General features: G+C 53.8%; 13 protein-coding genes. 7 read left to right on the forward strand and 6 right to left on the reverse strand.

The window, feature by feature from the left end:
• The first annotated feature begins 2 nt into the window (after window positions 1–2).
• The 3 genes from serC to K7J14_RS05655 all read left to right on the forward strand — a co-directional run bounded on the left by serC (window position 3) and on the right by K7J14_RS05655 (window position 3,259).
• Window positions 3–1,115, forward strand: a complete 1,113-nt coding sequence (gene serC / locus K7J14_RS05645) for a 3-phosphoserine/phosphohydroxythreonine transaminase (RefSeq protein ID WP_230754174.1) — start codon at window positions 3–5, stop codon at window positions 1,113–1,115.
• Window positions 1,116–1,126: 11 nt separating this feature from the next.
• Window positions 1,127–2,338: a phosphoglycerate dehydrogenase gene (locus K7J14_RS05650; protein WP_230754176.1), complete on the forward strand. Its 1,212-nt coding sequence runs from the start codon at window positions 1,127–1,129 to the stop codon at window positions 2,336–2,338.
• 174 nt (window positions 2,339–2,512) lie between these two features.
• A complete protein-coding gene (locus tag K7J14_RS05655; protein WP_230754178.1) occupies window positions 2,513–3,259 on the forward strand; it encodes a transglycosylase SLT domain-containing protein in 747 nt (248 codons plus the stop codon).
• Window positions 3,260–3,277: 18 nt separating this feature from the next.
• Here K7J14_RS05655 and K7J14_RS05660 read toward each other — a convergent pair whose 3' ends face one another.
• Both K7J14_RS05660 and K7J14_RS05665 read right to left on the reverse strand, forming a co-directional pair.
• Window positions 3,278–5,167: a glycoside hydrolase family 5 protein gene (locus K7J14_RS05660; RefSeq protein WP_230754180.1), complete on the reverse strand. Its 1,890-nt coding sequence runs from the start codon at window positions 5,165–5,167 to the stop codon at window positions 3,278–3,280.
• A 142-nt stretch (window positions 5,168–5,309) separates the two neighbouring features.
• Complete coding sequence (locus K7J14_RS05665) at window positions 5,310–5,756, reverse strand: PTS sugar transporter subunit IIA (protein ID WP_230754182.1); 447 nt, start codon at window positions 5,754–5,756, stop codon at window positions 5,310–5,312.
• 57 nt (window positions 5,757–5,813) lie between these two features.
• On the opposite strand from K7J14_RS05665, the gene K7J14_RS05670 reads away from it, so the two are divergent.
• The 4 genes from K7J14_RS05670 to K7J14_RS05685 all read left to right on the forward strand — a co-directional run bounded on the left by K7J14_RS05670 (window position 5,814) and on the right by K7J14_RS05685 (window position 13,417).
• Window positions 5,814–6,206: a hypothetical protein gene (locus tag K7J14_RS05670; protein ID WP_230754183.1), complete on the forward strand. Its 393-nt coding sequence runs from the start codon at window positions 5,814–5,816 to the stop codon at window positions 6,204–6,206.
• Between the two features lie 380 nt (window positions 6,207–6,586).
• Window positions 6,587–7,561, forward strand: a complete 975-nt coding sequence (locus K7J14_RS05675; RefSeq protein WP_230754185.1) for a radical SAM protein — start codon at window positions 6,587–6,589, stop codon at window positions 7,559–7,561.
• Window positions 7,562–7,664: 103 nt separating this feature from the next.
• Complete coding sequence (locus K7J14_RS05680; RefSeq protein ID WP_230754187.1) at window positions 7,665–9,665, forward strand: 4-alpha-glucanotransferase; 2,001 nt, start codon at window positions 7,665–7,667, stop codon at window positions 9,663–9,665.
• Window positions 9,666–9,691: 26 nt separating this feature from the next.
• Window positions 9,692–13,417 carry an alpha-amylase family glycosyl hydrolase gene (locus K7J14_RS05685; protein WP_230754189.1) on the forward strand — a complete coding sequence of 1,242 codons (3,726 nt, stop codon included), beginning with the start codon at window positions 9,692–9,694 and terminating at the stop codon, window positions 13,415–13,417.
• A 68-nt stretch (window positions 13,418–13,485) separates the two neighbouring features.
• On the opposite strand, the gene K7J14_RS16100 is transcribed toward K7J14_RS05685, so the two are convergent.
• From K7J14_RS16100 to K7J14_RS05700, 4 genes are all read right to left on the reverse strand, one after another.
• Entirely contained in the window at window positions 13,486–13,620 is a 135-nt protein-coding gene (locus tag K7J14_RS16100) for a hypothetical protein (RefSeq protein ID WP_269062385.1), read from the reverse strand.
• 87 nt (window positions 13,621–13,707) lie between these two features.
• A complete protein-coding gene (locus tag K7J14_RS05690) occupies window positions 13,708–15,018 on the reverse strand; it encodes a PALP domain-containing protein (RefSeq protein WP_230754192.1) in 1,311 nt (436 codons plus the stop codon).
• Window positions 15,019–15,068: 50 nt separating this feature from the next.
• Window positions 15,069–16,049 (reverse strand): lysine exporter LysO family protein, encoded by a 981-nt coding sequence (locus tag K7J14_RS05695; protein WP_230754194.1) that lies wholly within the window; start codon window positions 16,047–16,049, stop codon window positions 15,069–15,071.
• Window positions 16,046–16,933 carry a DUF2156 domain-containing protein gene (locus tag K7J14_RS05700; RefSeq protein ID WP_230754196.1) on the reverse strand — a complete coding sequence of 296 codons (888 nt, stop codon included), beginning with the start codon at window positions 16,931–16,933 and terminating at the stop codon, window positions 16,046–16,048. The genes K7J14_RS05695 and K7J14_RS05700 overlap by 4 nt, the downstream gene beginning before the upstream one ends.
• Between the last annotated feature and the right edge of the window lie 17 nt (window positions 16,934–16,950).

Consider the following 16,950-nt stretch of genomic DNA (forward strand, 5'->3'; position numbering starts at 1 on the left):
AAATGAATCGTGTCTACAATTTTTCTGCAGGACCTTCAATGCTTCCCCAGGCCGTTCTCGAGCGAGCCGCAGCGGAAATGCTCGACTGCAACGGAACAGGGCAGTCGGTTATGGAAATGAGCCATCGCTCGAAGGCTTTCGAGCCGATAATCGCTAACACCGAAGCCCTGCTCCGGGAGCTGATGCAGATTCCGGCGAACTACAAGGTTCTCTTTCTCCAGGGCGGTGCAAGCCTCCAGTTCGCGATGATTCCGCTGAACCTCAAAAAGAAGGGAAAAGCAGCCTACATCGACACCGGAGTATGGTCGGGCAAGGCTATCAAGGAAGCGAAAAAATGGCTCGCCGTAGACACTGTCGCTTCGTCGAAAGATAAAAACTACACCTATGTTCCGAAGGTACAGAAGGTCGAAGGCGAATACGATTTCGTACACGTCACCTCGAACAACACCATCTTCGGCACCAAGATGAACCAGTTTCCTGAAACCGGCGGCATTCCGCTCGTCTGCGACGCTTCGTCCAACATTCTGTCAGAACCGATGGACGTATCGAAGTTCGGAATCATCTACGCGGGAGCTCAAAAAAACCTCGCTCCGGCAGGAGTCACCGTTGTGATTATACGGGAAGACCTCATCCGGGGACCCGAACACAAGGACGGAGACCTTCCCGCGGACGTGCCGACCATGCTCCGCTTCGACACCCATGCGGCCGAAGGCTCGATGTACAACACCCCGCCGTGCTATTCGATTTATATGATGGGACTCGTCCTCGACCACATCAAGAAAACAGGCGGCCTCGCGGCGGTAACCGCGGCGAACAAGGAAAAAGCCGCTGTTCTCTACGATTTCCTCGATCAAAGCGCATTCTTCCGGGCTACTACCGCCAAGGAAGACCGGTCCATCATGAATATCCCCTTCGTCACCTCGATAACAGAAGCCGAAAAGGCCGACGCGATGAACAAAAAGTTCGTTTCAGAAGCGGCTAAGGCCGGCTTGGTCAATCTGGCAGGACACCGCCTTGTCGGCGGAATGCGCGCATCCATCTACAACGCCATGCCCCTCGACGGAGTGAAGGCCCTGGTCGCGTTCATGAAAAAATTCGAAGCCGAAAACGCATAAGGAGACTCAAAATGTACAAGATTCAAACCCTCAATAAAATTTCTCCGGACGGACTCGCGCTTTTCCCCCGGGATTCGTATGAAATCGCGAGCGAAATACTTAATCCCGAAGCAATCCTGGTCCGCTCAGCGGAGATGCACGAGCTTGAGCTGCCGAAAAGCGTAAAAGCCATCGCCCGCGCCGGCGCCGGAGTCAACAATATCCCCGTAGCGAAGTGCACGGAACAAGGCATCGTAGTGTTCAACACCCCGGGCGCAAACGCGAACGCGGTCAAGGAGCTCGTGATCGGAGCCCTCATCTTCTCAAGCCGGCCGGTTCACAAGGCCGCGTCCTGGGCGAAAGGACTCGCGGGCAAGGGAGACGAAATTCCGGAATTAGCGGAGAAAGGAAAAAGCCAGTTCGTTGGACCGGAGATCAAGGGGAAAACGCTCGGAATCATCGGACTCGGAGCCATCGGAGCCATGGTCGCCAACGACGCGGTCGCTCTGGGCATGAACGTCATAGGATTCGATCCCTTCATCTCCGTAGACGCGGCATGGTCCCTCTCGCGGGCGGTGCATAAGGCGGAAAGCCTGGACGCCCTCCTCGCCAAGTCCGACTATATCTCCATCCACGTGCCGCAAACCAACGACACCAAGGGATTCATCAACGCCGACAAGCTCAGAATCATGAAAAAAGGGGTGCGCATCCTCAATTTCGCCCGCGGCGGCCTCGTGAACAACGCAGACATGATCCAGGCAGTTAAAGACGGCAAGGTAGCCTGCCATGTCACCGATTTCGCGGATGAAGCGATGCTCGACTGCGAAGGCGTTGTCTGCCTCCCGCACCTGGGAGCCTCGACCCCGGAAGCCGAGGAAAACTGCGCGTACATGGCAGTGAATCAGCTCATCGACTTCCTGGAAAACGGAAACATCGTCAACTCCGTCAATTTCCCGAAATGCAAGATCGACGGCTGCATTCCCGAAAAAGGCGCCAGATTATGCATCGCGAACAAGAATGTTCCCAACATGATCGGCCAGATTACCAGCATTCTGGCGGGAGCAAAGCTCAATATCGCCTCCATGACGAATCAGAACAGGGCCGACGTGGCGTACAACCTGATCGACGTGGAAGACCGCGTGAGCGAGAACGTTTTGGCCAATCTGAGGGACATCGACGGAGTGATCGGAGTCCGCATGATACCCGGCGGAAACGCCTGTCCTGTTCCGGTTGAAGAAGAGTAACCGAACCGATTAAAAGTCGCGAAAACAGGGCGCAGGCTGTTTTTTTAACAGTCTGCGCCTTTATTTTGTAAAAAAAAGCTGTTTTTCAACTGAATCGTCGCATTCGGGACTTGAACTCCTACACCTCAGCCAGTATATTCCGTGGTAATTCGAAAACGACGGAGTATTTCGCATATGACGCAAAAGAACGCAACAACATCGCATTTTCCCGGAAAAATCTTTCTTGCGATGTTTATATTCGGACTTCTCGTTCTCTCAGGAAGATTCCTGTTTTCCCGTTTTTTCTCTCTTGCGACGACTTTTCAGGAAATCGCGAACGAACCGGACCTCGCATCCGTGGCGGGACCTGAGTTTTTTCATCAATCGGCGATAAACACCGGTCGAGAAGAAGAACTCGGCCTTCCCCTCTATCAATCGGAAATCTCGAGAGCGGACGTTCTGTGGTTTTATTCTCATATCACGAAAAACGAAGAGATGGCGAGGATTATTCTCGAGAACGCAAGCAAAAACAGCATCGACCCGCCGCTCGCATTCGCCCTGGCCTGGGAGGAAAGCCGCTACACTCCCAGGGCAGTGAACAAAAACGCTGCTTCCATAGACCGGGGTCTGTTTCAGCTGAACAACAAGGCCTTTCCGAAGTTGACGGAAAAAGACTTTTTCAACGCGGCGACTAATGCGAAATTCGGACTTTCGCACCTCCGCTACTGCATCGATCTTTCGGGAAACGAAGTAGCGGCCCTCGCGATGTATAACGCCGGAACGACGAAAGTCAGGAACGACAACACGCCGAAACGCACGCTGGACTACATTTCCCGGATCATGGCTTACAAGGAAGGCCTCGAAAAGACCTTCGCCCGCGAAGTTGCCGGCCGCTATTCAGTGGACAAAAAAGGCAACGTGCGCCTTAAATCCGGCAACTGAAAAAAACGGATAAAACCGCTACGCTCTGCCTTCTTTCCCGGCAGGCGTAACGACAACGCGTGCCCTTCCCGGATTTTTTACCGTAACGAAGAGGCGATTCGCTTCAGGCCGCTCTTCAACCACGGCAGATTCGCCCTTGAAATCGGACTTCCAACCGTCTGAATACCACGCCTTCGGAACATAGATTTCGGTGATTCCAGCTTCCCCGTCTGCCGGAACGGCGTCCCATTCAAAAACGAACTCGCGCTTCTTTCTGTCGAAACGCATTTTCGCCGGAACGCCGGCAACGGCCATCGCGTAGGGCCGGCAGAACCCCTTAACCGCCCGGCCTCCGCCCTGGGAAATCGAATACAAAGAAAGATCCTCCGTATTCCAGCCGTCCCCGGCTTCATTCGTGTTGGAAGCGGAATAATTCCAGATAGTGGACGGAAGAAGCGATGCATCGACCGCGTCGTAATACACGCCGAGAGCTTCTTCCTGAGCCGACCAGTCCCCCGTTTTAAAAGACTTTCCTCCGTCGAGATCGAATTGAACGCCGAACTCGCCCAGCAACGCGGGAATCCCCTCAGAACGCGGATACGAGGCCATGCGATCGATTTGATTCATCACGCTTTCGACCGCCTTGCGCGGACCTACGCTGACTTTTCCGGTTTCTCCGTCCGCCATAAGCCAGGGCCGCCATTTTTTGAAAAGCAGAGTAAGTCCGTCGTACCAGTGAAAAGCCTCGACCATCGCAAACGGCTTTCCGTCTTTTCGCACAGCCTCTCCGGACATCCATCGAGACCTGTTCCCCATCGGCACGCCTTCGATGAAAAAGATATAGTGTTCGTGTTTTTTAGAAAGCGTTTCCATGTACCTGAGCTGGAAAGGCTTCAGGAAATCCTGCGCGAAATCGTACGAACGGCCGTCGGGAGCGGTGGAGAACCAGGAGTTTTTCTTTGCAACCGGTTCCCCGTTTTCGATTCCCCATACCCCTGCTTCCATCCAGGGACAGCCGAATCCCTCGCGAAAGAGCGAGACGCCGTCAGGATTCAGGGTTTCCAGACCCTTTTGCGGCAGAGCCCCGGCCATCGCGACCCGGCGGACATTGCGCGAAAAGCCCGAAGCGGAGGCCATTGTATCGAGCGCCGAAGGGACGGCGCCGCCTGAAGCGGTAACGCGTTGATGCGAGGCCAAATCCTTCAATCCGATGTATCCCATGTGCGGTTCGTTCAAGGTGCCGAAGCCGACTATCGCCGCGCAGTCCTTGAGCCTGCGGGCCGTATGATTCATAGCGTCTATGAAATGAGACTGCAGCCATTCCTGAGCTGGGACGCCCATAATATACCGGCCGGGGGCAAACGCGTTTCCGCCGAAGAACAGGGTCCACATGGTCGCGTTTGCGTATCGCAGGTAATTCATGCCCCAGGACATCGGCCGGTAATCCGCCCCCTGAGATTGAACAGTGAACGCGGCCCCCGTTTGTGCGATGCGGGACAGGTCGAAGCCGGCAGCCTCGAGAGTCCAGGCAGGGGCTCCGTCGCCTCCGGTCCAGCGGCTCCACACATCCTGATGGGGATCGATGAATACCGATATTCCGAATTCTTCAGCTTTTTTCAGGATAGCCCGTACATAGGAGAGATACTCTTCGTCGTAGACTCCGGGTCCCGCGTGTTCAACCGCTTCCCAGGTAACGACGAATCGAAGGAAGGTAAATCCCCACTCGGCAAGACGGGCAAAATGATCAGCCGCATCTTGTTCGGGGAAAGGCCTGCCCACGAAAGACACATCGTAGTCGAGGGGGTTTCCCGGCGGAGCGAAGGGAATCTTGCTGTCCCCGCCCAGATTGCATCCCCGCGGCAGAACCACTCTGCCGAACCTGTCGCGGATATATAAGCCGTCCACGGTGAACAGTGCTTCTGCCTTCATATTTCTCTCCTATCCATGAATATTGAACATTCTCTCCGTCGGGAACGGACGTTGTATTCCAGCACCCGAGTTTAAAAAAAAAGGACCCTGACGGGTCCTCCAGAGCCGGACTATTCGCCGGCATAACGCGTCCCTTTCGGAACTATTCGGTAAGAATGCGGATTACCTCTGACTTATCGGTCGTCTTGAGGATCTCCTGCCGCTTCTCGGCGCTCTTGAACAGAAGGCTCACTTCCGCCAGGAATTGCAAATGGGGACCGGTCTTATCTACCGGAGAAAGAGTCATAATAAATATTCTGCACGGTTCCTGATCCAGCGAATCAAAATCCACGGGAGTTTCGGAGATGCCCATGCAGGCAACCAAATCGTCAACCGAGTCAGTCTTGCCATGGGGAATTGCGATACCATGCTTCATACCGGTGGACATTTTCCGTTCACGGTCGAGTACGCATGCACGAGCGGCAGCCTTATCTTTCACTTTTCCTGCCTGGACAAGGACATCAAGCAGCTCATCGATGATCGCCTCTTTGGAGGTTCCTTTGAGGTGCAGATTGACTGTATCAGTAGTCAACACGGTTTTCAGGTTCATAGTGCCAGTTTACGTTCGATCATAGGAAAAGTCAAGGTTTTTGTGTACAATAATCGGATGACAGACACCGACAAATTCAACTCAGACCTTGATCGCCTTCTCTCGCGCGCGGCCGCGCCCGGCGCGATGACTCCCGGAGCTCTTGCACGGGAAATGTCCCGTCTCTTTCAGATCAACGCCCGCGATTTCGGAAATCTGGGAGAGGCCCTCTCCGATTATTGGACCGAACGCTACGGCCCTTCTCTTGCTCAGCCGGAAATGAGAAAACCCGCCGCTGACTGGCTTGTTCATGCATACTGCCTCCTTTCCGGCTGTTTCGAACCGGCCATGGACTTTCCCGACGAAGACTGGGAATCCATACGCGAAATCGTATCCGCAGAAGCAGACGATCTGGACATACAGGTCCTGACGGAAATTTTGACGGTCATCGTAGACCGCGGCAAGGCTTGATCATTTTACAATTCTTCTGTCGCGATTTTCTTGACAACCAAAGAGTCTGCTACGATATTTGGGGTGTAGGGAAATGATCGACAGGAGACGATCCCCGGACAACCATAGACGGACATCGGAGAGCTTCCGGATGGGACAGCCGATGACAACAACGGGTTTTTACGCAAAAGGGGGCCATATGGATACTCCGCCTGACAGTTTTTGCCGGATTTGGTCCGGCGCACAGTGACAGATTCCCGCCTGCGCGCGACGCTTGAGCAGGAAGACATAGATTGGCCGAAGTTCAGCACGGACAGCCCCGATGGGGTAATTAAGGCCATCACAAGCCGGTGAGAGACCGGCTTTTTTATTTTAAAACCCCCTGCTATACTTCCCATCCGATGGAAAAAGAATACGAGTCATGCACATTATGCCCCAGAAACTGCGGTATCGACCGAAATTCAGGAGAAACGGGATTTTGCGGCGAAACAGCCGATATTAGGGTCGCCTGGGCAGGATTTCACTTCGGCGAAGAGCCTCCGATAACCGGCAAAAACGGTTCCGGAACGATATTCATCACCGGATGCAATCTGCGTTGCGCTTTTTGCCAAAACTACCAGATTTCCCAGGAAGGCATGGGGAGGGTCGTAACGCGGGACGAATTCGCGGAGCTCTGCCTCCTCCTTGAACGCGAAGGAGCGGAAAACATCAATATCGTGACAGGCAGCCACGCTATTCCGGGAATAGCGACCGGCTTGCGGCTCGCGAAAAACAAAGGGCTTGCCGTTCCGGTGCTCTGGAACACATCGGCATACGAAACCGAAGAAGCGATTGAACTCTTGAAGGGGCTCGTCGACGGATGGATGCCGGATCTAAAAACACTGAACCCACTTCTTTCCGAATCGGTATTCCAAGCGGCCGATTATCCGTCTACGGCAAAAAAGGCAATCAGAAAAATGGTAGAACTCTCTCCGTTGAAGAAAACAGCTGCAGGAGAAGGCGGGTATCCCCAGGGGAAGCTGCTTTCCGGGGTCATCGTCCGCCATCTGGCGATTCCAGGAAAACTTGCAGATACGGAACTGGTGCTCAAATGGTTTGCCGAACATCTGAAAGGAAGGGCAGTGCTTTCCCTGATGACACAGTACACCCCCGTCAAGGCTAATCCGAAAAATCAAACCATAGACGCATTCCCGAACCGGCTCATCCAACAAAACGAGTACGAACGATTAACCGAAATTCTTTCAGAGCTCGATATCGAAGACGGGTACATGCAGGAATTGGTTGAGGATACCGAGTGGCTCCCAGACTTTGCCCGCCCGCAGCCCTTTTCAAACGAGCTGGCCCGGCCGGTCTGGCATTGGAAATCCGACAGGTAAACCGGTTAAGCTTTGTTCTTTCTTTTTTAGATAAACTGATTTATACTCTTATCACGTGCGCGCCTTTCATTTTATGCACACAGCATCAATCCCGGAGGCCTCCATGCAATTCCCCTTCATGTCTCAAGCCGTAACAGGAACCGCGATTCCGGTTGGAGCCTTACGAACCGATGAAAGCGTCGGATGCGGCGAGTTCCTTGATCTCATACCCTTTGCACAGTTTTGCAATAAAGCCGGAATGAACCTCATCCAGCTTCTCCCCGTCAACGATACAGGCACGGAAAGCTCGCCCTACAGCGCACTCTCGGCCTTCGCCCTGCACCCCCTGTACATCAGGCTGCAGGACCTTCCCGAAGCCAAATCCTTCAAGGATGACATCGCCGCTCTCCGCACCGCGCATGCCGCGGCGCCGCGGTTCGACTACAAAACTCTTCGAAACGCGAAAATAGATCTCCTCCATCGGATCTTCGAAAAAAACGAAAAACAGATCGTCGAAAGCCGGGAATTGGCGGACTGGATCGCGAACAACCCCTGGATCGTCATTTACGCGGTGTTCATGAACCTGAAAAGACGCAATTTCGACGCTTCCTGGAAAGCCTGGGATAAATTGAAGAATCCTACCCATGCCGAGATTCAGGACCGATGGAAAAGCGACAAGCGCAAGGCTGACCATCTGTTCTTCGCCTGGGTACAGATGCGTCTGGACGAACAGTTTACCCTCGCGGTCAAGGAGTGCGAAAAACTCGGCGTCGCCCTGAAAGGCGACATTCCCATCATGATGAACGAAGATTCGTGCGACGCCTGGGCGAATCCGGAATTTTTCCGCGACGACCTGCGCGCAGGAAGCCCTCCCGACGGAAGCAATCCTCTGGGCCAGAACTGGGGCTTCCCCATCTACAACTGGGACAATCTAGAGGCCGACGATTACAGCTGGTGGAAGGCTCGCCTGAGACACGCTGAACGATATTACCATGCGTATAGAATCGATCACATTCTCGGTTTCTTCCGCATCTGGTCGATCCCGTACGGAGAAAACTCCGGCGCCCTGGGCTGGTCGAATCCGCAGGAATTCATCGCCAGCGCCGAGCTGGCGGAACTCGGCTTCACCGGCGACCGGTTGCGATGGATACGGGAGCCCCATGTCCCGACGAGGGCTGTAGAAGAAGTGAATAATTTCGACTATCTCGGAAGCCACGGAATCATGCGCGTCTTGATGGATAGAATCGGGGAAGAAGAACTCTGGCTATTCAAGGACAGCGTCCGCTGCGAGCAGGACATCTGGAACGCCGACATCCCGCATCCGGTAAAGGAAGTTCTCGCCCGGTCTTGGCGGGACCGCATGATCCTTTCTACGGGAAGAGACGCTGCGGGAAAACCGCTATACGCCCCGGCCTGGTTCTTCCGGGAATCCACCGCATGGAAGTCTCTGGCCGACTGGGATAAGGAACGCTTCAACGCGCTGACCGCCGCCAAGGCCGCGAAAAACGAACAGTTATGGAAAGAACATGCGGAAAAACTGCTGGGAACCCTGACGAAGTCGGTGAAGATGCTCGCCTGCGCGGAAGATCTGGGAACCATCCCGGAGACGGTGCCGGAGGTGCTCGGAAAGCTCAAGATTCTGGGACTCAAGGTTGTTCGCTGGGAACGGAAATGGAATGAAAACGGCCAGCCCTTCCGCGATCTCGCAGACTATCCGCAGTTGTCAGTCGCGACAACCTCTGTTCACGATTCCTCGACCATGCGGGGCTGGTGGGAAAACGAGGGCGGAGCGCGCGGCTTCCTCGACAAATGGAATCCGGATCCCTCCGACGGCGTCGCAGAGGACATTCGCACGAATCCGACCGCCTACACTCCCCGCGCGGCGTCCTTCGCTTTGAAGACTATTGCAGCGGCCAAGTCGAGTCTATTCGTCATACCGTTCCAGGATTTGCTCGCTCTTTCTCAATACTATGCGCCGCGGAATTCGGACGATGAAAGAATAAACATACCGGGAAGCGTTACCGCCTTTAACTGGACATGGCGCATTCCCGCCGAAATTTCGCATTTTCTGGGAGACCGGGAGCTAATCTCGAAAATCAAGGAAATCGCCAAGCAGCGCAGTTAAGAATCACATTCATCAGGAGAGGTACAATGAAACAGGATTTTCGCACTCGAGTTCTTCCGATCGGCGCAGAGAAAGTCGGCGACTTCCGCGTAATGGAATTCCATATCAGGGGAGAAATCAGAAAGAAATGCGAGTTTAACCGGTCGCTCTTCGCCTCTTCGGGGAATGTGATTTTCACGAACCAGACAGAAGTTCATCGCTTCGTTAAAACGTATAACCGGGTAATGAACAGCAGCAACCGTCCCGAGCTCTTCCTGAAGGCGAGCCAGTTGAACGCGATGGGGCTCATAGACGAAATATTCCATTATATTTGCAGGCTCTATCGAAAAGACGTCAGAAAATCGTTCTTCTCCGGCGCGCTCGCCGCTATGGAAAAGGCGATCGGAAAGGATCGTGCAGACGGTTTGCTTGCCGCCTTTGCCTCGGAGTTTCCTCCTCTCGGAGTATACGACGGAAACGACGATGCCGCCGCATGGCTTGCAAAGGCTGACGGAGACGGAATATCCCACCGGGAGATCGCGCTCGAAGAAATGATGATGCTTCGGCTCGCAAACGAGAATCCGGCCTTCGCGCCGTTCTTCCCGCTGTTTGAAGACTCCGCGCTGAAGAAAAATCCCGACTATGAAGCAGTCTGGGACGTGCTTCGCTCTTGGTCTTCCGCGAATCCTCCGTTCGGTCCGGAAGGAAGAGACCTCGTTTCCATGTTCAAGGCTCCCGTGGAATATTCGCCCTACGACCTCAAGGGACAGCTCGATTACATCAGAACGAGATGGTTCGCCCTCCTCGGCGACTGGCTCTTAAAGCTCCTTTCAGGACTCGATTTCATTTCCGAAGAGGAAAAGGCCGGCTGGTCCGGAGGCGTCGGATCGGGAACTCCCGACATGGACCCCTACAGTTTCGGAGACATCAGCAAGGAATACGAGCGGTTCAGCCCGGACCGGGAGTGGATGCCGAACGTTATGCTTATGGCGAAAAGCGTTCTCGTGTGGCTGAGCCAGCTCACAAAGAAATACAACCGGCCTATAACCCGACTGGACCAGATACCGGACGAAGAACTCGATTTTCTCGCCTCGGCCGGATTCACCGGACTCTGGCTCATCGGTCTATGGGAGAGATCTCCCGCAAGCGCAAGAATCAAGCAGATTTGCGGAAACCCGGAAGCGGCCGCCAGCGCCTACAGTCTCGACGATTACGAAATAGCCGCTGAGCTTGGGGGATGGGAAGCCCTCTCGAGCCTTCGCCACCGCGCGTGGAAACGGGGCATCAGGATGGCTTCTGACATGGTGCCGAATCATACGGGCATGGACGCGAAATGGGTTATCGAAAAACCGGATCTCTTCGTCCAGACAAGAGACTGCCCCTACCCGTCCTACGACTTTCAGGGAGAAAACCTTTCCCATGACGGCAGGGTCGGCATATTCCTGGAGAATAAATACTACTCGAAATCGGATTGCGCCGTTGTATTCAAACGGGTCGACAACCAGACCGGGGACGTCAGATACATCTATCACGGAAACGACGGAACAGGAATGCCGTGGAACGATACGGCCCAGATCGACTTTCTCAATCCCCAGGCGAGAGAAGAGGTCATCCAGAAGATTCTCCATGTTGCGCGGAATTTTCCTATTATCAGATTCGACGCCGCGATGGTTCTCGCTAAAAAACACATACAGAGACTGTGGTATCCGGAGCCGGGAGCGGGAGGGGACATCGCGAGCCGCTCAAGATTCGCCATCGGAAGGGAGGAATTCGAAAAACGGATTCCCGAGGAGTTCTGGCGCGAGGTGGTGGACCGGTGCGCCAGGGAGATACCGGATACGCTGCTCCTTGCCGAAGCGTTCTGGATGATGGAAGGATATTTCGTCCGCACCCTCGGAATGCACCGCGTATACAACTCGGCCTTCATGAACATGCTAAAAAGAGAGGACAACGCGAAGTACCGCGCCACGATAAAGAATACGATCGAATTCGATCCTGAAATTCTCAAGCGGTACGTAAATTTCATGAACAACCCGGACGAGGAAACGGCGGTGACCCAGTTCGGCAAGGGAGACAAATACTTCGGCGTATGCACCATGATGGTCGCGATGCCCGGACTCCCCATGTTCGGGCACGGACAGGTCGAAGGCTTCGAGGAAAAATACGGAATGGAGTACCGCAAGGCGTATCGGGACGAAACGCCGGACGAAGATCTGCTAAACAGACACCGTCATGAAATATTCCCCCTCATGAAAAAACGATATCTGTTCGCGGGCGTGGAGCATTTCTGCCTCTACGATTTTTACGAGAACGGCAGGATCAACGAAAACGTCTTCGCATGGTCGAACAGGCGCGGAGATGAACGGGCCCTCATCATGTTCAACAACGTGTACGGCCAAACAAGCGGATGGGTCCGCGTATCGGTTCCTTCCGCGGTAAAGAATCCGGACGGATCGAAAACCCTGGTCCAGAAAACGCTGGCGGAAGGGCTCGGACTCCAGGTAAAGCGCGATAGATTCTGCATCATGCAGGAACAGCGTTCAGGATTATGGTATTTGCGAACCACCGAGGAAATCGCGTCTGCAGGGCTTTATGCGTCGCTGCAGGGCTTCCAGACGCAGGTATTCGTCAACATACATGAGATAGACGACAACGAATGGGGCCACTACCGGGCTCTCTACGACTCGCTCGGAGGAAAGGGCGTACGCGACATTCAGATGGGAATCAAGAATATTTTCCTGAAGGATCTCTACGACGCTCTTCAACGCGTATTCAGCACAGAAAATATCGACTCGATCAAGAACCTTTTCTCGACCGCGAAGTCCGAAGGAATCTCGAAAGAACTGAAAGAGTTTCTTGCAGAAACATGGAAAAAGCCTGCGGAAAATTTCTACCGGGTTGCCGCGGATTTTCTTAAAACAAGAGCGGAAACAGCGCCGATCGTCGAAGGAAAAAAGATCGCGGATTCAATTGAAATTACGAAAACTGCCGGAAAATTCCTCGACAGCATTGAAGCCCTTGCGACGATTCACGCCGAAATCAGCGAGAACAAAAACGAGGCCTTCCCGCCGAAACGCATATTCGACGGTGGCATACGCGCTTTGGATCTTGCCGCCGCCGCCCTTTGCGCGGGGCTCAGGCATTTGACGATTCCTCCGGGCAACGGAACCGCTCTGGCCGACATAGTCGACCTGTGGAGCCTCGACCGCAAAATCGCCGATATCTTTACGGATTCGGGAATAGGCGACGGGAAAACCGAAGAAGTACTCGGAATCATGAAAAAAACCGCGCTGATTTTCAACGAACGTAAAACGGGCAAGAAAATGGGATGCAAGGATTACGCGGCTCTTGTCTTCGCGCATCCGGAAGCAGGCGCTTTGGCCGGAGTTCATGAATGGGACGGAATACAGTGGTTTAACAAGGAACGCGCCGAATCGATCATCGATCTCATTGCGAGCCTTGCGCTCATCGGCACGATTCGCGATCAGGATTCGAAACCGCTGAAAACTGCCGAGGTCAAGAAGAACTATGCCTCAGCGCAGGACATGATCTCAGAATCCGGATATAAAACGTCGTTCTTTCCGCTTCCGGAAATAAAAGCCGAGATGACGAAAAAGCCGGCGGGCAAATCGGAAAAAACCGCGAAAAAGGCCGCCCCGAAAACCGCCAAGACTGATAAAAAGTCCGCAACAACCGTCGATAGAAAAAAAGCATCAAAAACGGAACCCGCTTCGAAAAGCGTCGGGGCTGAAACGAAGAAACCCAAGAAATAACGTAAAAAAAAAGCACCCTGCCGGCTTTGCAAGCGGCCAGGGTGCTTCAATGTGTGGAACGAGAAAAATCAGGTTTGAACCGAGTTTTCTTCTGCGTACTTTTTAAATTCTTCTTCAGACATCTTGTCGGAATACAGGGGGTATAGCGCCTCCACTAATTCTTCGATGGTGTCGAATTTCGCTCCGTCCAGTTTATAAGACATGGGATCCCCCTATTAGTTTCGAGCGTCATTATAAAACTTTTACCTATCCATCGCAAGGTTAATCTAAATCCAGATCGCAGAAAAAAATCAGGCAAAGTCCTTCAAGATGGACTCCAGCACGGACTTGTCTTTGGCAATAAGACGCGCGCCTTGTATCGGTTCCCTCGCAAGCTTCAGAAATTCCGGCTGTTCCGGAGACTGGCCGCAGGCAACCCGCAATTTGTCCGACTCGAACGCAGGGTGATCCTTCGACACGAGAACCACGGTTCCCTCGTCAGAGTTGATTCTATCCTGCATTCCGAAAGAAGCGCCGTAGGCCGCGGCAGTCGCGCTGTCCAGCATTACGCCGTACTTTTTCCACGCGTCGAACATCAGGCCGGAGATAGCATCCGGCTTTACTTCGGCCGGAAAAACCAAACCCCTAAGCATGAGCGGATTAACCTCGAAAACCTGTTCAAGCCGTTCGAGATTCGACGGGCTTGCGGGATCGGCCGGTCCGCGCCGCATGAGGGGAACCATCGAATCGAGACAGGAACAGCGGCCGGTTGCGTCGCAGGAAAGGCCCGCGGTCGCGTCGGTGATAAAGCCGTTCACCGGCAGCGAAAACTTCCACGCGTATAAACCCGCGACGAGGTTTCCGTAATTTCCGGAAGGAACGGCATAAAAAATATCGCCGCGAACCTTTCGCCTCAGCCGGGTGAAGGCGAACATGTAGAAGAACACCTGGGGGAGCAGCCGGCCGATATTCATCGTATTCGCCAGCGTGAGTCCGTATTTTTCCACGATGCTCCGGTCTTTGTACATGTCGCGCACCAGATTCTTGGCATCGAGCAGGTCTCCGTCCACTTCGACGGGAAGTATGTTTCCGCCGTTCCATGCAAGGACGGAAGGATCGAGTCCTACGAGCGAACCCTTTGGAAACACCAAAATCATCTTCAGCCGTTTTTTTCCGGCGAAGGCGGCCGCCATGCTCCTGCCGCCCAAACCCGATGTCGCGGCCATAACCACGGAGGTGCGATCTTCCATTGTTAAAATATGCTCAAGAGCGGAGGCGAACCAGAGCAGACCGAAGTCTTTATGGCTTCCCGTCGGTCCGTGATACAGCTCGAGGGAATAGGTTCTTTCGTCCAATTGCCGTAATTCAGGACTGTACAAATCGAAGGCGGCGGCGGCGATTCGCTCCGATACGACCGGGCTGAACTCTTCCTTCAACAAAGCAGACGTCAAGGTGCCGGCGATCGACGAGAATTTGGTATTTTCATCCATATATAAGACCCAGGGCCGAAGATCTTCTTCCCGGGCGGGAACAAACAAGCCGCCGTCCTGGGGTATACAATCAAGAACCGCATTTCTAAAACTGACTTTCTTTTCAGCATTGCGGGTACTGACCAATTCCATCACAACCTCCCGGAACTCGGTTACAAAACAAAGAGTCTACTGCGATTATACTAGAAACTCATGAAGAAAGGGACTAAAAACGGCACAAGAAAGCTTAAAACGACTCCGTGGATGACGGCGGAGGGAACGCTGGAAGGTCCCCAGATTTCTTCAATCACCGGCAACGTGACATCCATGCTCGTAGCTCCCGCGACGCCGATGCCGCTTTCCTTTCTTCCAGTCAACCGCAAGAGCGGTATGGCGACGAAAGCGATGGTTTCGCGCGCCAGATTCGATAAAAAGGCCGCGGCTCCCAGAAGAGGATCGCCCAGATCCGCGATTAAAACGCCCGAAAGGCTGTACCAGCCGAAACCGCCGCCCAGAGCCAACGCTCTGCCGGGAGACAGGCCGAACAACGGCACAAGAGCGAGCGAGCCGGCAAGAGTTCCGGCAATCGTCACTATCGGCAGGACCAGCACAGAGGGATTTGAAAAGCTTTTTTTCAGGTCCGCGCCGGCCCCGGCCATTTGAATGCCGATGCAGAATAATAGTCCGTATAAAAGCCAGGAAGCGATGCTTCCGTCATGCAGAATTTGAATCGAGGGGAGAGCAAGGCCGGCGGCTACGCCGCACAGCACTAACGCAAGCAGCCAGCCGGGCTGCCGAAGATTGAGCAAGAGCCGCAGAAGCTTGTTTCTCCGGTTCGCCCGCGAAAATGCGAAAGAGTCGCCGACTGAGCCCGGATCGACGGACGGGGACTCTCCCTGCGGGTCGAATTTTTCGTACAGAGGCTTCGCGAAAAGGTGGGCGGCGACGGTGCCGGCGCTGGCGAGAACGGCAGAAGAAACGGATAGAAGACCGATCAGGGAAAGCTGATCCAGTATTTCGCGGCTTTGCCCGAGGCGCAATCCCATCGAAAAAAGAAGAAGCCAGAGCAATAGAGTAAAGATTCGGGAGATAGCGGAAGACCACTGAAGAACGCGCAGCCTCGCGACGGCAAAACCCGCGCCCAGATACACAAGAAGCCAGAGCAGAGACCAGAGAGTGTTCATTGCGCGTGCTTCTCCAGCCGATATTTTTCCACGAAGCCGCAGGGCCGATACGTCATTTTAGCCTGGCGCATTCCCTCGTCGCCCAAATCCTGTTCGCGATTAATGAACTCGACGGTTTCGGGAAGCGATCGGGCGAATGCGTAATTGATATATTGATAGGAACCGCGGTATTCGATCCGGGCCTTTTCGAAATGGACGGCCGCTATTTTTCCGTCTGCGACCAGCTCAGCCATGGTCCAGGCCACCGGTTCAGAATCGACGTACAGCACAAGACCCGACATCGAAAAGTGTTCCATAAGATCCAGCGCTTCCGCCGCCGCTTGATAATCGGTCTCCTCGGGAAGGGCTTCGTGCGAGACCCAGGACTCCAGGACGGCGCGGGCGTCGTCTCTTGTAGAGAAATCGAGAGGTTTCAGCGAAAACACGGGATACGTATTCTCGAAAGCGTTTACGTGATTCCGCTTCTTGTGAAACCGCTTTCCCGAAAGGGTCGCCAGATCCGTTCTGAGATAGAGATAATCGAAATTATCCCTATCCTGCTCGGGAACCAGGCCGGCAGAGGCGAGCATATCGCGGTTCTTTTCCAGGAAAGCCGGAGATATGAGCTTCCACAAATCGTGATCCTGAAACAATTCGTTCACGATTTCGATGCCGGTTTTACAACATGGAGTGATAAAAAAACGCTTACCATCCCGTTCGCCGGATATAATCAGCACTTCGTCTTTTAACGACGCTTTATACCCGTACCTATGCCGAAATAGATACAAACCGGCAAATGTGTATTCCGAGACGCCGTCGGGGAGCTTTACTAAATGAGGGAGCAATTCGCGCGCCATTTCGAGGGAAAGAGGGGCGAAATTAGGGTAGGAAGGCAAAGAAGTCATATGTATATGGTACTCTT

The sequence above is a fragment of the Teretinema zuelzerae genome, assembly GCF_021021555.1.
In the GTDB taxonomy this organism is placed as follows: domain Bacteria; phylum Spirochaetota; class Spirochaetia; order Treponematales; family Treponemataceae; genus Teretinema; species Teretinema zuelzerae.

What these genes read in the sequence shown, in the direction of transcription:
- K7J14_RS05675 (WP_230754185.1), top strand. Translation starts at nt 6,587, where the DNA reads ATGGAAAAAGAATACGAGTCATGCACATTATGCCCCAGAAACTGCGGT.
- K7J14_RS05690 (WP_230754192.1), bottom strand. Translation starts at nt 15,018, where the DNA reads ATGGAATTGGTCAGTACCCGCAATGCTGAAAAGAAAGTCAGTTTTAGA.
- K7J14_RS05700 (WP_230754196.1), bottom strand. Translation starts at nt 16,933, where the DNA reads ATGACTTCTTTGCCTTCCTACCCTAATTTCGCCCCTCTTTCCCTCGAA.
- K7J14_RS05660 (WP_230754180.1), bottom strand. Translation starts at nt 5,167, where the DNA reads ATGAAGGCAGAAGCACTGTTCACCGTGGACGGCTTATATATCCGCGAC.
- K7J14_RS05670 (WP_230754183.1), top strand. Translation starts at nt 5,814, where the DNA reads ATGACAGACACCGACAAATTCAACTCAGACCTTGATCGCCTTCTCTCG.
- K7J14_RS05680 (WP_230754187.1), top strand. Translation starts at nt 7,665, where the DNA reads ATGCAATTCCCCTTCATGTCTCAAGCCGTAACAGGAACCGCGATTCCG.
- K7J14_RS05695 (WP_230754194.1), bottom strand. Translation starts at nt 16,049, where the DNA reads ATGAACACTCTCTGGTCTCTGCTCTGGCTTCTTGTGTATCTGGGCGCG.
- K7J14_RS05650 (WP_230754176.1), top strand. Translation starts at nt 1,127, where the DNA reads ATGTACAAGATTCAAACCCTCAATAAAATTTCTCCGGACGGACTCGCG.
- serC (WP_230754174.1), top strand. Translation starts at nt 3, where the DNA reads ATGAATCGTGTCTACAATTTTTCTGCAGGACCTTCAATGCTTCCCCAG.
- K7J14_RS05655 (WP_230754178.1), top strand. Translation starts at nt 2,513, where the DNA reads ATGACGCAAAAGAACGCAACAACATCGCATTTTCCCGGAAAAATCTTT.
- K7J14_RS05665 (WP_230754182.1), bottom strand. Translation starts at nt 5,756, where the DNA reads ATGAACCTGAAAACCGTGTTGACTACTGATACAGTCAATCTGCACCTC.
- K7J14_RS05685 (WP_230754189.1), top strand. Translation starts at nt 9,692, where the DNA reads ATGAAACAGGATTTTCGCACTCGAGTTCTTCCGATCGGCGCAGAGAAA.
- K7J14_RS16100 (WP_269062385.1), bottom strand. Translation starts at nt 13,620, where the DNA reads ATGTCTTATAAACTGGACGGAGCGAAATTCGACACCATCGAAGAATTA.